We start from the raw sequence: 15,681 nt of genomic DNA on the forward strand, positions 1-15,681 counted from the left end.
ACTCCTATTCTTCGTTGCGTCTTAAATCGCGCCAATCCATAAATCCTTCTTGCAAACCGCGCAATAATACTTCTGCCGTTCCGATATTGGTTGCAAGTGGAATTTCATAAACATCACATAATCTGATGAGCGCTGTCACATCTGGTTCGTGAGGCTGCGCTGCGAGTGGATCGCGTAAGAAAATCACCAAGTCTATCTTGTTCTCCGAGATTCGGGAACCAATTTGCTGATCGCCACCGAGCGGACCTGACTGAAAACGGTGTACCGAAAGTCCAGTCGCCTCCATGATTCGCAAACCAGTCGTTCCTGTTGCGAACAATGTGTGTGGCTCTAAGATGAGTTTGTAAGCTAATGTAAGCTCTATCATCAATTCTTTTTTACGATCGTGTGCGATTAAGGCAATGTTCATGTATCAACCACTCCTCATCAAATTAAATTTTCTAAACCGTAGACTAATGTATCTAATTCTGCCGTTTTGCGAATCGAAAAAGCAACACCTGACATGAAAGAAATGCGGTCATAGGAATCGTGACGAATCGTTAACCCTTGGCCTTCTGCGCCAAATTGCACTTGTTGGTGCGCAATCAAACCTGGTAAACGAACACTGTGAATACGCATGCCTTCATAATCCGCGCCACGAGCACCTTCCATCGTTTCTTCCTCGTTCGCCACACCTTGACGTTTCGAGTCACGAACTTCCGCCATCATTTCCGCCGTTTTCACAGCCGTACCGCTTGGCGCGTCTAGTTTATTATCATGATGCAACTCGATAATCTCCACATCTGGGAAGTATTTCGCCGCTTTTTGCGCAAACTGCATCATTAATACTGCACCCACCGCAAAATTCGGAGCAATTATCGCGCCAATTTTTTTCGATGCTGCAAGTTCTGTCAATTCCGTAATTTGTTCCGGCGTAAAACCAGTCGTGCCAACTACAGGACTCACACCATACGTCAACACTAATTTTGTATTGGAATAGCCAACTTTTGGCGTTGTAAAATCAACAACAGCATCCAGCTCCACACTCGTTAACAATTTCTCCAAGTCGTCAAATACAGGCACATCTAAATTGGAGAATTCTGCAATCTCGCGGATATTCTTCTCTTGTGGCGCATGATCGAGTACTGCAACCAATTCCAAATCTGCTTCACGGAGGACCGTTTTTACGACCTCATGCCCCATTCTACCTTTAAAACCGAGTACTGCTACCTTCATTTATTTGTCCTCCTTCTTGGTCCATCTATCGGCGTCACGTTCCTTGAATTTCTTCATGACCGTATCGTGAGCCTCTTCTAAGCTAATATTTAGCGAATTTGCCATACAAATGAGGACAAATAGCACATCTCCAAGTTCCGCGGCTACCGTATTCTCTGGTTCGCTCGCTTTCTTCGGTTTCTCGCCGTAATAATGATTAATTTCACGAGCAAGCTCTCCTGTTTCTTCTGTCACACGCGCCATCATCGCTAAAGGAGAAAAATATCCCTCTTCGAACTGGCCAATTAGCGCGTCTACCTCATCTTGCAACTGCTGCATCGTTTTTGCCATGCTTTATTTCGCTCCTTTTGTGGTAAACTAGTATGGAAGTTTACTTTACCCATTCTATGTTCCATATACTCATTATAGCTAAGAAATCATTGCTACGTCTATAAATAAAATTGTTATCATATTATAAAAAGGGAGTGATGGTCTGTGTGGCAAGATATTCGTACTAAAAATATCGTATTTATTTTACTTGGGACAACGATTTATGGCTTCGGCCTCGTCAATTTCAATATCGCAAATGACCTTGGGGAAGGTGGTTTAACTGGGATTACCTTACTATTACTACATTTTACAGGAATTGATCCCGCCTACTCCAACCTTATTTTAAATATTCCGCTATTTTTTATAGGTTGGCGAATTCTCGGAAATCGTGCGCTGGTTTATACAATTATTGGAACAATCGGATTATCGCTATCTTTATGGATTTTCCAGCGCGTACCGTACCGTCTGGATCTCCATGATGATCTTTTGCTGGTGGCGCTTTTTGCTGGTGGTTTTACGGGGATTGGGCTTGGCTTGGTCTTTCGTTACGGTGGGACGACGGGTGGTAGCGATATCATTGCCCAAGTATTGCATCGCAAAAAAGGCGTGAGTATGGGACGGACCTTATTTGCGATTGATGCCGTTGTGTTGACGCTTTCGCTATCTTATTTAGATGTTCGACAAGTGATGTATACACTCGTTGCTGTTTTCATTGGCGCTCGCGTGATTGATTTCATGCAAGAAGGAGCCTACGCCGCCCGCGGTGCCCTGATTATTTCCGCCCACAATGACAAAATTGCCGATCATGTCATGTTAGCGATGAACCGAGGCGTGACAGTGCTTGAAGGACGCGGCGGCTTTTCGAAAAAAGACCAAGATGTGTTGTATATTGTCGTTGCAAAAAATGAGATTGTCCAGCTAAAAAACATTGTGAACGCGACAGACCCCCACGCCTTCGTCTCCGTTTCCGTCGTGCATGATGTGATGGGAGAAGGGTTTACGTTGGATGAGGATAAGAAACCTTTGATATGAAGAGTGAAAAGCTAAAACGGCCCGTTTAGCTCCGAAAAAAACTGGAGCGGCTGCAGGAAAAAGCCTCTCTTGCTTTTTGTGGAGGGCGTGAAGTTTTCGAGAAGTTGGCCGTTGAAGCTGGATCCGGAGGCGCTGAGCATGATGCTAAGCTCGTTAAGAAAGCATGATTCCTAACACCCCCAGACCTGCGTACCCCACTAAAAAAATTCTGCATTATGTTTTAAAAATAAGTCTTATTTTGCATCTTGTAAGCCGTTTTTTGGTTTAACGAAACCAAAATTGCATAAAATTGTAGCGAGGCAACTCCGAGTCATGTTTTTCTTACCACTTTTCGTGGCAGTCATTCATTCACTCGTAGCCTTCCTCGCCCTGCAAAACTTACTCGATTTCAATATTTGGCAAAATGTCGGTATCGTCATTGGTATCTTCATCGCTGTCCAAGCTGTCTATTACTTCTTTGTGAAATATCAATACTTGAAACAGCTTCGTCGCATCATGAAGTAATCGAATGACTCGGATCAAACCCGGCAATATCGGTTTTCGGTGTCTTCCCTTGAATCAAATCAACAAGAATTTTGGCAACGTAAGGGCCTGTTGTGAGTCCTGACGAGCCTAGTCCATTCGCTACAAAAATATGCTTTGCAGTCGGCAAGGTACCAATAACTGGCGTGAAGTCTGGTGTAAATGGTCGCGTACCTACCCGGATTTCCGCCAGTTTTGCTGTTTTCACAGCTGGTGCAAAACGCGCAATCTCTTCTATAATTTCTTCCATCGCCGCCTCGGTTGGTTCCAAGTCAAAACCGCCTTCATTCTCGTGCGTCGCGCCAATGATTACCCGACCATCATCAAATGGGACAATACTTTTCGCACTTGGCGGCAAAACGACTGGCCACGCGCTTGTGTCGATGCCCTCAAATTGAAGATGCAGTAATTGCCCCTTTTGCGGATGAATTGCAGCTTGGAGTCCGAGTGGTTGCAACAATTCTGGCAACCAAGCGCCTGCTGCGAGTATGATTTTGTCGGCGTTAATGACCTTGTTTCCGACTAGAACAAGCATTGCATCTCCCTGCTTTTCGAGTTGCGCCTTATCACGAATAATCTTAGCACCATTCTTCGTTGCAGCGTCTGCTAACGCCAAAACGAGCGATTTCCCGTCCACACGGGCACCTCCACTCACAAAAACGCCTCCAAATGCTGCGTCTACAATCGGAAATTTTGCTTTCGTTTCTGCTTTTGACAGCCGTTTAATTTCACCGATTTCTGGTGCTTCCACACGACGACTAATAGCGATTTGTTCCAGTTCATCGAGCCTCTTCACGTCTTCTCGCAAACACAGCGTCCCAACCATTTTATAGCCTGTATTCAGCGTCGTATCTTGCGCAAGTTCTTGGATAAACGCCGGATAGTAGCGCGCGCTATCCTTCGCTAATTCGTACCATACTTTATTGCGGCGCTTCGATAACCACGGACAAATAATCCCAGCTGCCGCAACCGTTGCCTGACCAGGCTCTTTTTTATCGATGACGATGACTTCTTTTTGTTGTTTGGCGAGTAAGTACGCCGCCGTCATGCCCACGATTCCTCCGCCTATAATGACGATTTTCTCCATTTTATGCACCCCACTTCACTTCCTCATTATACAAATTCCAAACATTTCTGACAAGTGCAGGGAAATTAGTCGATTTTTTAGCTACTTCTAGTGTAGAATATAGACAGGATAACTAAAGGAGTAGGATGCAAAATGATGAATGGATATGCACGATTAAATGACCCTTTTCAAAATAAAGGCACGGCGTTTACAGCGGAGGAACGCGCAGAATGGGGATTGGACGGCTTGATTCCTGCGACACTCGAGACGTTGGAACAGCAAGCAACGCGTGTCTATGCGGCTTTACATAAAAAAACGACACCTATGGAGAAACATTTGTTTTTGATGACGCTGTATAGTGAGAATCGGACGCTTTTTTATAAAGTAGTGATTGAGCATGTCGCGGAATTGATGCCGATTATTTATACACCCACAATCGGAGACGCAGTGATGCAGTATCACGAAAACTGGGAAAATCCGCAAGATGCCCTTTTTTTACAAGCAGATAGTGCGGTTGATTTAGTAACGGTTTTCCAAAAGAATGTGCCGAATCCTGAAAAAGTGAAAATGATTGTCGTAACGGATGGAGAAGGTATTCTAGGTATCGGCGATTGGGGCTTGAATGGCGTCAGCATTGCGATTGGGAAATTGGCAGTCTACACGGTTGCGGCGGGACTTGCACCGGATTGTGTGTTGCCGATTGTCATCGATGCTGGTACAAATAACGACGCTTTGCGCAACGACTCTCGCTATTTAGGAAGTCGGGCGCCACGCTTAGAGACACCAGCATATGATGGATTTATCGCCCGTTTTGTGGCTGCCGTCAAAACTTGTTTCCCAAAAGCCGTACTTCATTGGGAGGATTTCGGACGAGACAACGCAAGCCGAATTTTAGAAACGTATCGTCAGCAATTATGTACTTTTAACGATGATATTCAAGGAACTGGTGCGATGGTCGTTGCCGCAGCACTTGCTACTACGCGCGTTTCTAACCTCCCGCTAAGCGAGCAACGGATTGTGATTTTTGGTGCAGGAACGGCGGGCATTGGTATTGCAGATCAACTGGTCGCGGAAATGGTCGTGAATGAAGGTTTAACCACCGAACAAGCGAAATCTCGTTTTTACTTGGTAGATCGCCCTGGTTTAGTGACCGCAGACTTACCAGACCTGACTTCTGGACAGCAAAAATATGCGCGTGATGCTACCGATTTTGCCACGCCTTTAACGAACTTACTTGAGATTGTGCAACATGTGAAACCGACGATGTTAATCGGTTGTTCTGGCGTAACTGGTGCCTTTTCAGAGGAAACCGTATTGGAAATGAGTCGCCACGTGGAGCGCCCTGCCATTTTGCCGTTATCGAATCCAACAAAACTTGCGGAAGCTACTGCACACGATTTAATTGCTTGGACAAAAGGTCAGGCGCTTGTCGTGACAGGAAGTCCTTCTGAGCCTGTTTTGTTTGAGGATGACACCTATTTTATCGGGCAGGCCAACAACGCACTACTCTATCCAGGACTTGGGCTCGCAGCAGTGATCACCGAAGCGCAGGAAATTACCGATGAGATGCTCGCCGCCGCCAGTCATGCAGTTGCCACACAAGTTCGCGATGTTAACACAGTCGGTGCCGCTTTACTCCCACCTGTTGCGACATTACGCGACACATCACATGCTGTCACGCTAGCCGTTGTTGAAAAAACAATCGAACTTGGATTAAACAAACGCGCGATTTCAAATCCACTGGAAGCTGTCAATGAAGCAATTTGGCTTCCTCAATATAAGGAGTGAACGCCCATGTTGGATACGCGATTAAAAAAACTAGTCACCGATGGCATTGTGCCAGGCATTTCCTACGCTATTATCACACCTCAGCGCACCAAACAACACGTTGTCGGTATGAAACAACTAACCCCTGAAAAAGTAATGTTAGAACCAGATGCCGTCTACGATATTGCTTCCTTAACGAAGGTCATTGCGACAACAACCCTGGTTTTGCAACATATCGAAGCTGGGAATTTGCAGCTATCCGATAAAGTATGCGATTTCCTACCAGATTTCCGCTATCCAGAAGTCACGATTTTACAACTTTTAACGCATAGTTCTGGCTTGGCAAAAAATATTCCTGGCTACACCATCGCCTCAAAAGAGGATGTCTATCGTTACTGTATCGCGACGCCACAAGCTACTCCAGCTGGAACTGATGTCACGTATGCCGATGCTAATTTTTTACTACTCGGCTATATCGTCGAGCAACTCGGTGATGATTTAGAAACACAAGTCAAACGCAACATTCTGATGCCACTTGCCTTGCAAAACACAAGTTATCGTCCTGATTCACCGGAATTTTGTGTCCCAACCGAAGACCACCCAGATCGCGGCGTTATCACAGGTACCGTTCATGATTTCAAAGCTTGGCAAATGGACGGTGTCGCAGGTCACGCAGGCTTATTCAGCAATCTATCAGATCTGATTCATTTTACAAAGACACTACTTCGTGACGGCGAACCCATTCTTAGCGAAGAAAGCATTACCAATATCGCCAAAAACTACACCCCAGATTTAAATCGATCACGCGGTCTCGGCTGGGATTTAGTCCCGTCTACAGACCATTTTGCCATCTACCATACCGGCTTCACAGGCACTTTCATCGTCATCGATTTGCAACACAAAACGGCGCTGATCGTCCTCACAAATCGTGTACATCCGAGCCGAGATAATGCCATTTTTCTAGAACGCCGTGACGAAATCATAAAACAATTCATGCAAGATTTAGGAGGAAAACAATGACAATCGAAGAATATATAGATGACATAGCACCCGACAAAAAAGAAGCTTTTGCAAAACTCATGCAAGCAGTTGATACCAACATTCCAACTGGCTTTGAAAAAGAAATCCAATACGGCATGCCTTCCTATGTGGTTCCAAAATCCCGCTATCCTGATGGCTACCACTGCGATTCTAGCCTTTCGCTTTCCTTTTTCGCCATCGCAGCACAAAAACAACATATCGCCGTCTATCACATGGGAATTTTCGGCGATGAAACCCTGTTAGAGTGGTTCCAAGCCGAGTATCCCAAACATATGACAACCAAGCTCAACATGGGCAAAGGCTGCATCCGATTCACAAATCCGAAGAAAATTCCATATGAGCTTATTGGCGAATTAGCAAGTAAAGTCACAGTGGATGACTGGATTAAACAGTACGAAACAACCATGAAAAAATAAAAATGGAAGCAATCCCAATTTTTTCTCGGGAACTGCCTCCACTTTTAAATTTGCCAATTAGCGCAATGCCGCATTGACTCCAGCCAAACGCCCTGTCACAAGCGCACACGTAATATTGTAACCGCCCGTATACCCATTAATATCTAGTATCTCACCACAGAAAAATAAACCAGGCATCAACTTCGATTGCATTTCTTTCGGCATAATTTCCTTTACTGAAACACCACCACCCGTCACAAAAGCCTTCTCGAAATCCAGCGTCCCGTTCACTTGGAATGTAAATTTCTTCAATGTTTCGATGAACGCCTGCCATTTTTTCTGCGCAACTGAAATACAATCAGCATCGATATCAATTTCCGCGCGTTCCAGTAAAAACAATAACATCCGCTCTTGCATTACCGATTTCAATGCATTTTTGACGGCCTTTTTAGGATTATCCTTCACAAGTCCCATCACTTCTTGCTCCAATTCCCCTTTTGATGTATCTGGAAAAAAGTCAATCATCATCGTTAGTTCAGGAACCGCGAATTTTTTCAAACCTTGAATCACGAATTGGCTACAACGCAATGCTGCTGGCCCTGACACACCAAAATGCGTGAAAATCATGTCCATTTGATGCGTAATAATAGGCTTTCCTTTTGGATTGAGCACAGAGAGCGCCACATCACGTAAAGAGATTCCTTGCAACACTTTACTCTTGATGAAGGCCTCACGCGATGTTATCGGAACCTCTGTTGGATATAATTCCGTAATCGTATGCCCAGCCTCGCGCGCCCACGCATAACCATCTCCTGTCGAACCTGTCCGTGGTACTGATTTGCCGCCAACAGCGACAATCACCGCTTGCGCACCAATTTCTTGCCCATCCGCAAGCGTAATGCCCACAACCTGACCGTCCTGGTAGTTCACACGCTTCACTGGCGTTTTCATATAAATTTTCACGTTCAGCTTATCAAGCCGCGAAATCATCGCATCAGCCACCGAACGTGCGCTGTCCGTCACAGGAAACATCCGACCATGATCTTCTTCCTTCAAAGCCACACCCAATTTTTCAAAAAAAGCGATGATATCTTCATTATTAAACTCCGAAAATGGACTATACATAAAACGTCCATTCCCTGGTATATTCTTGATAATTTCATCCGCTGGTTTGCGATTCGTCACGTTACAACGCCCGCCACCAGACAAAATCAGTTTTCTACCTAGTTTTGGACCTTTTTCAACGAGTAATACCCGCTTATTCTTCTCCGCCGCTGCGATTGCCGCCATCAAACCCGACGGACCACCACCAATAACAATCACATCAAAATCCACAATACCCCATCCTTTTTCCCATCAAAAAACGCCCGTTTCAGAGCGCTTTTTAAAATCTAGTTTCGGTTCATACCTGTAAAAATTAAGATTAATCTCAAAAGCTCTAAAACAGCTACTGCCATTGCTGCAACGTATGTCATCGCGGCTGCGCTTAGTACTTTACGCGCTTGAGGTAATTCCGCTGAATCAACAAGACCTAATTGGTTAATCTGTACGAGCGCCCGCTTAGAGGCATCGAACTCTACTGGGAGTGTTATCAACTGGAATAAAACACCGATTGCCATTAAAACAATACCAATAAGCATCAAGTTTGGCAAGGTCGCCAGCATACCGATAATTAAGAAAACCCATGAGGCATTCGAGCTAAACATCGTAATTGGAACAAGTGCCGAGCGAAAACGCATGAACGTATAGTCTTGCGCATCCTGAATCGCATGCCCCACTTCATGTGCCGCTACCGCTGTGCCTGCAATCGAACGACCGTTAAAGTTGGCCGAAGATAGGAAAACAGCTTTTTTTCGTGGATCATAGTGATCGCTCAATACGCCGCCAGTTTCATTAACCGGTATATTCGACAAACCATTCGCGTCCAAGATCTGACGTGCCACTTGCGCCCCAGTCAATCCTGTACGAATCGCTACCTTCGAATAATGCGAATACGTACTCTTTACACGATATTGCGCCCATAAAGGTATTAACGCGACAATCAGAAAATAAATAATGTACATTTGAATACTCATATCATCCATCCCATCCTAACTGCTACTGATTACTTTTAATTATAAAGGAGAAAACGCCAAACCTCAACAACTTTTAGGCTTCATGAGGAAATTCTAATTTAAACGAATCCTTTTTCAGTGTTTTTTCATAAACCGTCCATAACACAAAAATCGTCAACCAAAATGTGAAGTAACCAATCGTTGTAATGTATTGGTCAAGTCCACCATAAATCGGCATCTGACCAAATAAGTAGTCAATGACATCATTATGTAACACCCAAATCGCTGCAATCGCAAAATGCTCATACTTTATTCGATAAAATGGGGCATACACAAGCCCTTGCACCGCCATCAAACCATGCGACGTCAACAACATCAAACTCATTGTATCCAAATACCCTAAATTTATCATGTAAGCAATATTCATACCGACAGCCCACAATCCGTATTTCACCAAACAGACAAAAGCCAGCGCCTCCATTAACGGCCAATGTTTCTTCGCCAACCAAGCCATCAATACAAATACGAAAAATAAAATCGCAGTCGGGCTATCCGGTACAAAAACCCAAAAGCGCGGTTCCGTAATTTTCAGTTGAGGGATGTACCAAATATACCCATAAATAGCCCCCAATAAATTCACAATGAACAGCAATCGCAAAAACGACCTGTTCGCTAAGTAACGATACATTGTGCACCCCCATAAAAACTCTCTTTTTTAAGAATACCAGACTCCACAGAAAACAAAAAGCAAAAACACCTGCCGCTCACACGACAAGTGCTTCTTAATTAAAACTAACTATATTGCTTAAATTGCTCCATCAAACGTTGGAATCGCTCTTCATCATGCGCGTCCAATGCCTCATCGATTTCCAGCAATAATTTCTCTTTTGAAAAATGCTCTACAACCGTATCCAAAAACTGGGATGCGATTTGCTTTTCCTTGTCCGAAATCAGTAACTCTTCAAACGGATTATCCTCGCGAACAAAAGCGTAACGAGGGGATGTCAAGCTTTCCGGGAAATGCAACTGAATATAAATATCTTCATCCCAATTCAAACGAATATCATGAAACGCCTTCTCAGGATCCGTCGTCACAATATTCCCTTTAAAGAATCGAAACGGCTCGTCATCCACTCCGAGAGAAGTGAGCACAAGACCACGTGGGCACCCTTCTGCATTATCGACGAAGTGAACGTATTTCATGATTTGGTCATGACCCGCAATATAATTTAGAATCCACATCGATTCTCTAATTTTCATTTGATGCTTATTTAACAACCATCTAACAAATTCCTTCTTGTCTTCAATGCTAATTGATGCTTTCATTTCACTCACTCCTTCCCATCAAAATGGGGATTAATAACCTAGTAAACTTAAAACCTCTTCATCACCTGGCTCAAGTGTCAAATACATCGCCAATACTTCTTCTGACTTCGCAATATCACCGTCTTCGCGTAAAAATAAGCCATATTCCTTCAAAAATGTTGCGTTTTCGCTGAAGTGCGGGTGTGCTAATTCATAGTTTTCTTTTGCTTTATTATAGATATCTAACTCCTGATATGCAACACTTACGTCCCAGAAAATTTGCGGTTCCGTGACAATTTCGCGTTCTAACGACTCCACAAGTTCCACAACGCCCTCATGATCGTCCTTTTTAAGCAAAATTTTGTTCACCTCTAAAATAGCATCGATAAACTCTGGGTCAAGCGCAATAGCTTGACGGAAATAATGTTCCGCATCCGCAGCCTGATCATTTTTCCAAGCTAATTTTCCAGCTTCTAAAAACAATTCTTTATTGAATTCATCCTGCTTCAAACCATCGACCAATGCTTCCAGCGCTTTCTCCGGCTCGCCATTTTCCTCATAGCTCTTGGCAAGGTACGTGTAAAGCGTCGTGAAACCAGGATCGTGTTCTTTCAAGCGTTCCAAAGCCGAAATCGCCTTCGTGTAATCCTTTGCCTGAAAACTGGTCAGTCCAAGCCCGAATAACGTATTGACATCCTCTTGTTCCACAATCGCCTTCTCATAATAGCGAATCGCCTCTTCAAATGAACCGCTACTCGCCAAACTCTCCGCAATCCGTTCAAAAATCTGGCTACCCGCTATTTCCGTCACGCCCGCATCAAGCACCGCCTGATAGCTCTGCACCGCCGACGCAAATCGTGCTGTCGACAAATAAAATTCGCCCAATGCAAAATCAATCACAGCCTCATTCGGTAACAAACTTTTGGCTTGCTGCAACTTCGCTTCCGTCACTTCAAAAAGCCCCTGCATCTGATATAAATCCGCGAGCACTAATAAACTCTCTGGATACGCTTCGTCTTGCGTATTTACCTGCTCCAAATATTCCATCGCCGTCTCGATATCATCCTTCTCAATCGCGACCTCTGCTGCACGAACCAATAATTCCCCTTCATCCTTGTACTTCGCAAGCAAAAGTTCATACAAATCTTCTGCTTCTTCTAAGAACCCCAGTTGCATTAATTGTTCCGCTAACCAATACTGCTCCTCATCCGTTCCATCCTGTAAGGCTTGCTTAAAATATTTCTGCGCCTCAGGCAAGTTTTCCTGCTCTAAAGCCGCTAACATCTGCTCTGCAAATTTCATAATCAATCTCCTCACATCTATCCTAGTTTCGTAGGCTTATTATAACGGAAAGGTCAAAACAAGTCAAACAGTCTTTCTCCCATTCCCCAACTTACTTGTTCGCCTGCTCAATCAAATCAAACAGCACTTTATTCTTATATACCCGCTCTCTTCCAATCATCTCCGAAATAAGAAAGCCGTGCTCCTCCAGCTTTTGCAAATAAGTCACCGCAGTTCTCCTAGAAACGTTCAGATGTTGCTCCACATACATAATCTTCGTATAAAATTCATAAAACAGCGTCTCGACTAGCTCCTTCGAGTATAATTTAGGCAACTTTTCCTTCAGTTCCTGCCCATATACGGCCATTGCCTCTGTAATCGAGCGAATGATTTTTAATGTCTCTTTCGCCGTTTCCTCGACACCTTTTAAAATATACACGACCCACTCTTCAAAATAATCGCTATTCTGCTGTATTTGTCGAAGTAACACATAATATTCTTTCTTCGTCCGCAAAATATACTTGCTCAAATAAAGCACCGGACTCTCGAGTAACCCTATCAATACCAGGTACAATATGTTCAAAATTCGTCCGCTACGCCCATTCCCATCATAAAATGGATGAATCGCCTCAAACTGGTAATGAATAAGCGCCAACTTGATTAGTGGATCCGTTCCATCATCCAAATTAATATACCTCTCCAAGCCCGCAAGTAAATCTCTAATTTCTAATTCTGATTGCGGTGGTGTATAGATAATTTCATCTGTTGTCATGTTTTTGATTGCCGTACCTGGTACTTTACGAATCCCCATTTTGCTATTTTCAATGATACGCTGGACATGCTCGATGAGACCGGTCGTAATGATATCGCGTTTTAAGATATATTGATAGCCTTCCCAAAGTGCATGTCGGTAGTTGAGTACTTCTTTTGTTGCCGCATCGCGCACTTTATCTTTAGACATGGCTTGATATAAATCATCATGTGTCGTAATAATTTGTTCAATTGCCGAACTATCTTTGGCTTCATTGAGCGTCATGGCATTAATCAAAATATACTGATTCGGGATTGTCGCGGAATATCCTTTTAATTCTGCCAAGGCACGATTCGACTTTGCCAACTGCTTATAAATGGTTACTGTATCTGTATTTATGTTGTGATTAGGCAATTCTAATAGCATTCGACTCCGTCCTTTCTCTCTCTTTCAGTATAACACACAAATCATAACACGTGCAAAAAAACTATATTATTGCACACATTGTAAAAACGTGTGCAATAGTTGCACACGTTTTTTTCGCTTAATATAAAGAGGCAACATCCTCAAAGAAAGTAGGATAAGAAACTTTGACCGCTTCGGCATCTTCTAAAGTTACCTCAGATTCTGCGAGCAATGCTGCCATTTGCAACATCATTCCCATGCGATGATCCCCGTATGATTTTACAGTAGCGCCATGCAGGCTTTGTTGCCCTTCAATAATCATGCCGTCCTCTGTCCCAACAAGTGCCACTCCCATTTTCGAGAGTTCCGTAACGACAGCATCAATACGATTCGTTTCTTTTACTTTCAATTCTTCTGCGTCTTTAATGACCGTTTTCCCAGTCGCTTGAGATGCCAATAACGCGATGACTGGTAGTTCATCGATGAGCCGTGGAATAATGTCCCCACCTATCTCGATGCCCTTCAATTCGCTCGTTTCAACGGTAATCGTTCCAGCCGGCTCGTCCCCAACCGCGCTTGTTTTTTCAACGGTAATTTTCCCGCCCATCGCTTGGACAACATCGATAATCCCTGTTCGCGTTGGGTTAATGCCGACATTTTCTAAACGAATTTTGCTATTAGGAATGATTAATCCCGCCACAATGAAGAACGCTGCGGAGGAGATATCACCTGGAACAACGACTTCTTGTCCGCGGAATTTCTGCCCACCGGAAACACGAATCGTCAGGTCATCGACTTCGATTTCACCGCCGAATTGACGAATCATTTGCTCGGTATGATCACGCGTCTTTTCTTTTTCGATAATCGTTGTTTCACCCTCTGCTTGTAGCGCTGCAAAAATAATCGCACTCTTCACTTGCGCACTAGCAACGGGTAACGTATATTCCATCGGACGCAGTTTATTTCCAATCACTTTTACCGGTGCAAAATTCGCATCCTTTGCTTCAAAAGTTGCGCCCATTTCACGAAGCGGCTTCATCACGCGGCCCATTGGACGTTTCGCAATAGACGCATCACCCTCGATAGTCGCGTCAAACGAACGCCCAGCTAAGATGCCTAACATCAACCGAATCGTCGTTCCTGAATTGCCAACATCCAATTTTCCCGCTGGTTTTTGCAAGCCGTCCCAGCCCTTACCTTGCACCACTATTTTTGAGGGCGTTACGTCAATGCTCACGCCTAGCGCTCGAAATACGCCAATCGTGCTCAGACAATCTTCTCCCATCAAAAAATTCGTCACCGTCGTTGTGCCTTCTGCCAGCGCACCAAACATAATACTTCTATGAGAGATCGACTTATCTCCTGGAACTCGAATTGTCCCATTTAATCCTTGTTTATTCGTAATTAACTGCATCGTTTTCCCCCTAAAAGTGACATTGATACTGACTATATTTTTCGATACAACGCTTCGCACGTTCCCGATCTTTTTCGTTTTGGAACGTAATCTGCAAAATTCCCATGATGTCTTCGCGTGTTTCTAGAATTTTAATATTAATCAAGCTAATTTCTTCTTGCGCGAGAAAACCAGTTACCTCCGAAATAACACCTGGATAATCAGGCACATCAACAAATAAGTCGTAAAAAGATGGAATCGCGCCTTCTTGATGGACTGGCAACGAATCCCGAAATTCCTTTGCCGTATCGAAAAATTGATAGATCGCGTGACTGTCTTCTTTTTCCAGCATATCAATCGCTTCATTCATGCCATCGCGCCAATTTCCAAGCAATTCGCGTAACGTATCTTTATTGGAAAGCGAAATATCCGTCCACATAGTTGGATCCGAGGAAGCAATCCGGGTAATATCGCGAAAACCGCCTGCTGCCAAGCGAAATGCCGCGGGATGTTCTTGCGTAAAAGCACTCGTCTGATTTACAAGCGCCGCCGCTACAATATGTGGTAAATGACTCAACATGCCCGTGATGTTATCATGCTCTGTCGCCGAAAGCTCCAAAAATTTCGCGTTTGTGCCCTCCAACCATTCTCGTAAAAGAGCCACATGCTTTGGATCCTCATTCTCACCTGGTGTCAATAAATAGTAAGCATTCTCAAACAATAATGATTTAGCCGCCGTCACGCCACTTTTATGAGAACCCGCCATCGGATGTCCACCAATAAACGTATAACCTGCTTCCTGAATGGCCGCCGCATGCTCCATCACCCGCAATTTCGTACTTCCGGTATCCGTGATAAGCAAATTATCTTTCAGCGGAAGTCCTGGTAACTCGACTAAGAATCGCTCTGTTTGCTGTACGGGACAACAAAAAATAAGCAAATCCGCGCGTGCGATAACATCCGCCAAATTCGTCGTTCCCTCATCGATAATACCGAGCGAATCCCCTGCTAAAATCGTTTGTTCTGAAATATCGACACCAATAATATGAGCCTGTGGATGTTTTGCACGAATACAAAGTGCGATAGACCCACCAATCAGACCAAGTCCGACGATAACGACTGTTCCTTTCATCCTCCAAAACCCC

At 44.1% G+C, this 15,681-nt stretch carries 17 protein-coding genes; 5 read left to right on the forward strand and 12 right to left on the reverse strand.

The genetic code is table 11. The features are described from left to right. Positions 1 to 4: 4 nt before the first annotated feature. The 3 genes from mgsA to HCJ66_RS02015 are packed head-to-tail and all read right to left on the reverse strand — an operon-like array spanning position 5 to position 1,545. The gene (gene mgsA / locus HCJ66_RS02005) at positions 5 to 409 is read right to left on the reverse strand and encodes a methylglyoxal synthase (protein WP_181675229.1); all 405 of its coding nucleotides are present in this window, start codon (positions 407 to 409) and stop codon (positions 5 to 7) included. A 17-nt stretch (positions 410 to 426) separates the two neighbouring features. Beyond that, positions 427 to 1,215: a 4-hydroxy-tetrahydrodipicolinate reductase gene (gene dapB, locus HCJ66_RS02010; protein ID WP_187131651.1), complete on the reverse strand. Its 789-nt coding sequence runs from the start codon at positions 1,213 to 1,215 to the stop codon at positions 427 to 429. Then, positions 1,216 to 1,545 carry a nucleotide pyrophosphohydrolase gene (locus HCJ66_RS02015; RefSeq protein WP_036064417.1) on the reverse strand — a complete coding sequence of 110 codons (330 nt, stop codon included), beginning with the start codon at positions 1,543 to 1,545 and terminating at the stop codon, positions 1,216 to 1,218. A gap of 144 nt (positions 1,546 to 1,689) precedes the next feature. On the opposite strand from HCJ66_RS02015, the gene HCJ66_RS02020 reads away from it, so the two are divergent. Together HCJ66_RS02020 and HCJ66_RS02025 are read left to right on the forward strand one after the other, a co-directional pair. Next, positions 1,690 to 2,556 carry a YitT family protein gene (locus HCJ66_RS02020; protein ID WP_187131652.1) on the forward strand — a complete coding sequence of 289 codons (867 nt, stop codon included), beginning with the start codon at positions 1,690 to 1,692 and terminating at the stop codon, positions 2,554 to 2,556. A gap of 312 nt (positions 2,557 to 2,868) precedes the next feature. Beyond that, a complete protein-coding gene (locus tag HCJ66_RS02025; protein WP_187131653.1) occupies positions 2,869 to 3,060 on the forward strand; it encodes a hypothetical protein in 192 nt (63 codons plus the stop codon). Here the strand turns inward: HCJ66_RS02025 and HCJ66_RS02030 are convergent. Then, positions 3,050 to 4,165: an NAD(P)/FAD-dependent oxidoreductase gene (locus HCJ66_RS02030; RefSeq protein ID WP_187131654.1), complete on the reverse strand. Its 1,116-nt coding sequence runs from the start codon at positions 4,163 to 4,165 to the stop codon at positions 3,050 to 3,052. The genes HCJ66_RS02025 and HCJ66_RS02030 overlap by 11 nt on opposite strands. Positions 4,166 to 4,297: 132 nt before the next feature. On the opposite strand from HCJ66_RS02030, the gene HCJ66_RS02035 reads away from it, so the two are divergent. From HCJ66_RS02035 to HCJ66_RS02045, 3 genes are read left to right on the forward strand one after another with little or no spacing between them, the layout of a single operon-like run. Beyond that, the gene (locus HCJ66_RS02035) at positions 4,298 to 5,932 is read left to right on the forward strand and encodes an NAD-dependent malic enzyme (protein WP_187131655.1); all 1,635 of its coding nucleotides are present in this window, start codon (positions 4,298 to 4,300) and stop codon (positions 5,930 to 5,932) included. 6 nt (positions 5,933 to 5,938) lie between these two features. Continuing rightward, a complete protein-coding gene (locus HCJ66_RS02040) occupies positions 5,939 to 6,931 on the forward strand; it encodes a serine hydrolase domain-containing protein (protein WP_187131656.1) in 993 nt (330 codons plus the stop codon). Next, complete coding sequence (locus tag HCJ66_RS02045) at positions 6,928 to 7,368, forward strand: DUF1801 domain-containing protein (RefSeq protein WP_187131657.1); 441 nt, start codon at positions 6,928 to 6,930, stop codon at positions 7,366 to 7,368. Before HCJ66_RS02040 ends, HCJ66_RS02045 begins: the two co-directional genes overlap by 4 nt. Before the next feature lie 57 nt (positions 7,369 to 7,425). Here the strand turns inward: HCJ66_RS02045 and HCJ66_RS02050 are convergent, their stop codons facing one another. The 8 genes from HCJ66_RS02050 to HCJ66_RS02085 form a co-directional block, all read right to left on the reverse strand. Beyond that, positions 7,426 to 8,682 carry an aminoacetone oxidase family FAD-binding enzyme gene (locus tag HCJ66_RS02050; protein WP_187131658.1) on the reverse strand — a complete coding sequence of 419 codons (1,257 nt, stop codon included), beginning with the start codon at positions 8,680 to 8,682 and terminating at the stop codon, positions 7,426 to 7,428. A gap of 56 nt (positions 8,683 to 8,738) precedes the next feature. Next, entirely contained in the window at positions 8,739 to 9,422 is a 684-nt protein-coding gene (locus HCJ66_RS02055) for a zinc metallopeptidase (RefSeq protein WP_181675212.1), read from the reverse strand. Positions 9,423 to 9,495: 73 nt separating this feature from the next. After that, positions 9,496 to 10,089, reverse strand: coding sequence for a lipoprotein heptaprenylglyceryl N-acetyltransferase LhaT (gene lhaT / locus HCJ66_RS02060; RefSeq protein WP_187131659.1), 594 nt, complete (start codon positions 10,087 to 10,089; stop codon positions 9,496 to 9,498). Positions 10,090 to 10,193: 104 nt separating this feature from the next. Beyond that, positions 10,194 to 10,727, reverse strand: coding sequence for a ReoY family proteolytic degradation factor (locus HCJ66_RS02065; protein ID WP_187131660.1), 534 nt, complete (start codon positions 10,725 to 10,727; stop codon positions 10,194 to 10,196). A gap of 30 nt (positions 10,728 to 10,757) precedes the next feature. Further along, positions 10,758 to 12,008 (reverse strand): tetratricopeptide repeat protein, encoded by a 1,251-nt coding sequence (locus tag HCJ66_RS02070; RefSeq protein ID WP_187131661.1) that lies wholly within the window; start codon positions 12,006 to 12,008, stop codon positions 10,758 to 10,760. A 91-nt stretch (positions 12,009 to 12,099) separates the two neighbouring features. Beyond that, on the reverse strand, positions 12,100 to 13,164 hold the full coding sequence (locus HCJ66_RS02075) for a Fic family protein (RefSeq protein WP_187131662.1): 1,065 nt from the start codon (positions 13,162 to 13,164) through the stop codon (positions 12,100 to 12,102). 118 nt (positions 13,165 to 13,282) lie between these two features. Next, the gene (aroA, locus tag HCJ66_RS02080) at positions 13,283 to 14,557 is read right to left on the reverse strand and encodes a 3-phosphoshikimate 1-carboxyvinyltransferase (RefSeq protein ID WP_187131663.1); all 1,275 of its coding nucleotides are present in this window, start codon (positions 14,555 to 14,557) and stop codon (positions 13,283 to 13,285) included. Positions 14,558 to 14,567: 10 nt separating this feature from the next. Continuing rightward, positions 14,568 to 15,668 carry a prephenate dehydrogenase gene (locus tag HCJ66_RS02085; protein WP_187131664.1) on the reverse strand — a complete coding sequence of 367 codons (1,101 nt, stop codon included), beginning with the start codon at positions 15,666 to 15,668 and terminating at the stop codon, positions 14,568 to 14,570. Positions 15,669 to 15,681: the final 13 nt, after the last annotated feature.

Source organism: Paenilisteria portnoyi (assembly GCF_014322795.1).
In the GTDB taxonomy this organism is placed as follows: Bacteria; Bacillota; Bacilli; order Lactobacillales; family Listeriaceae; genus Listeria_A; species Listeria_A portnoyi.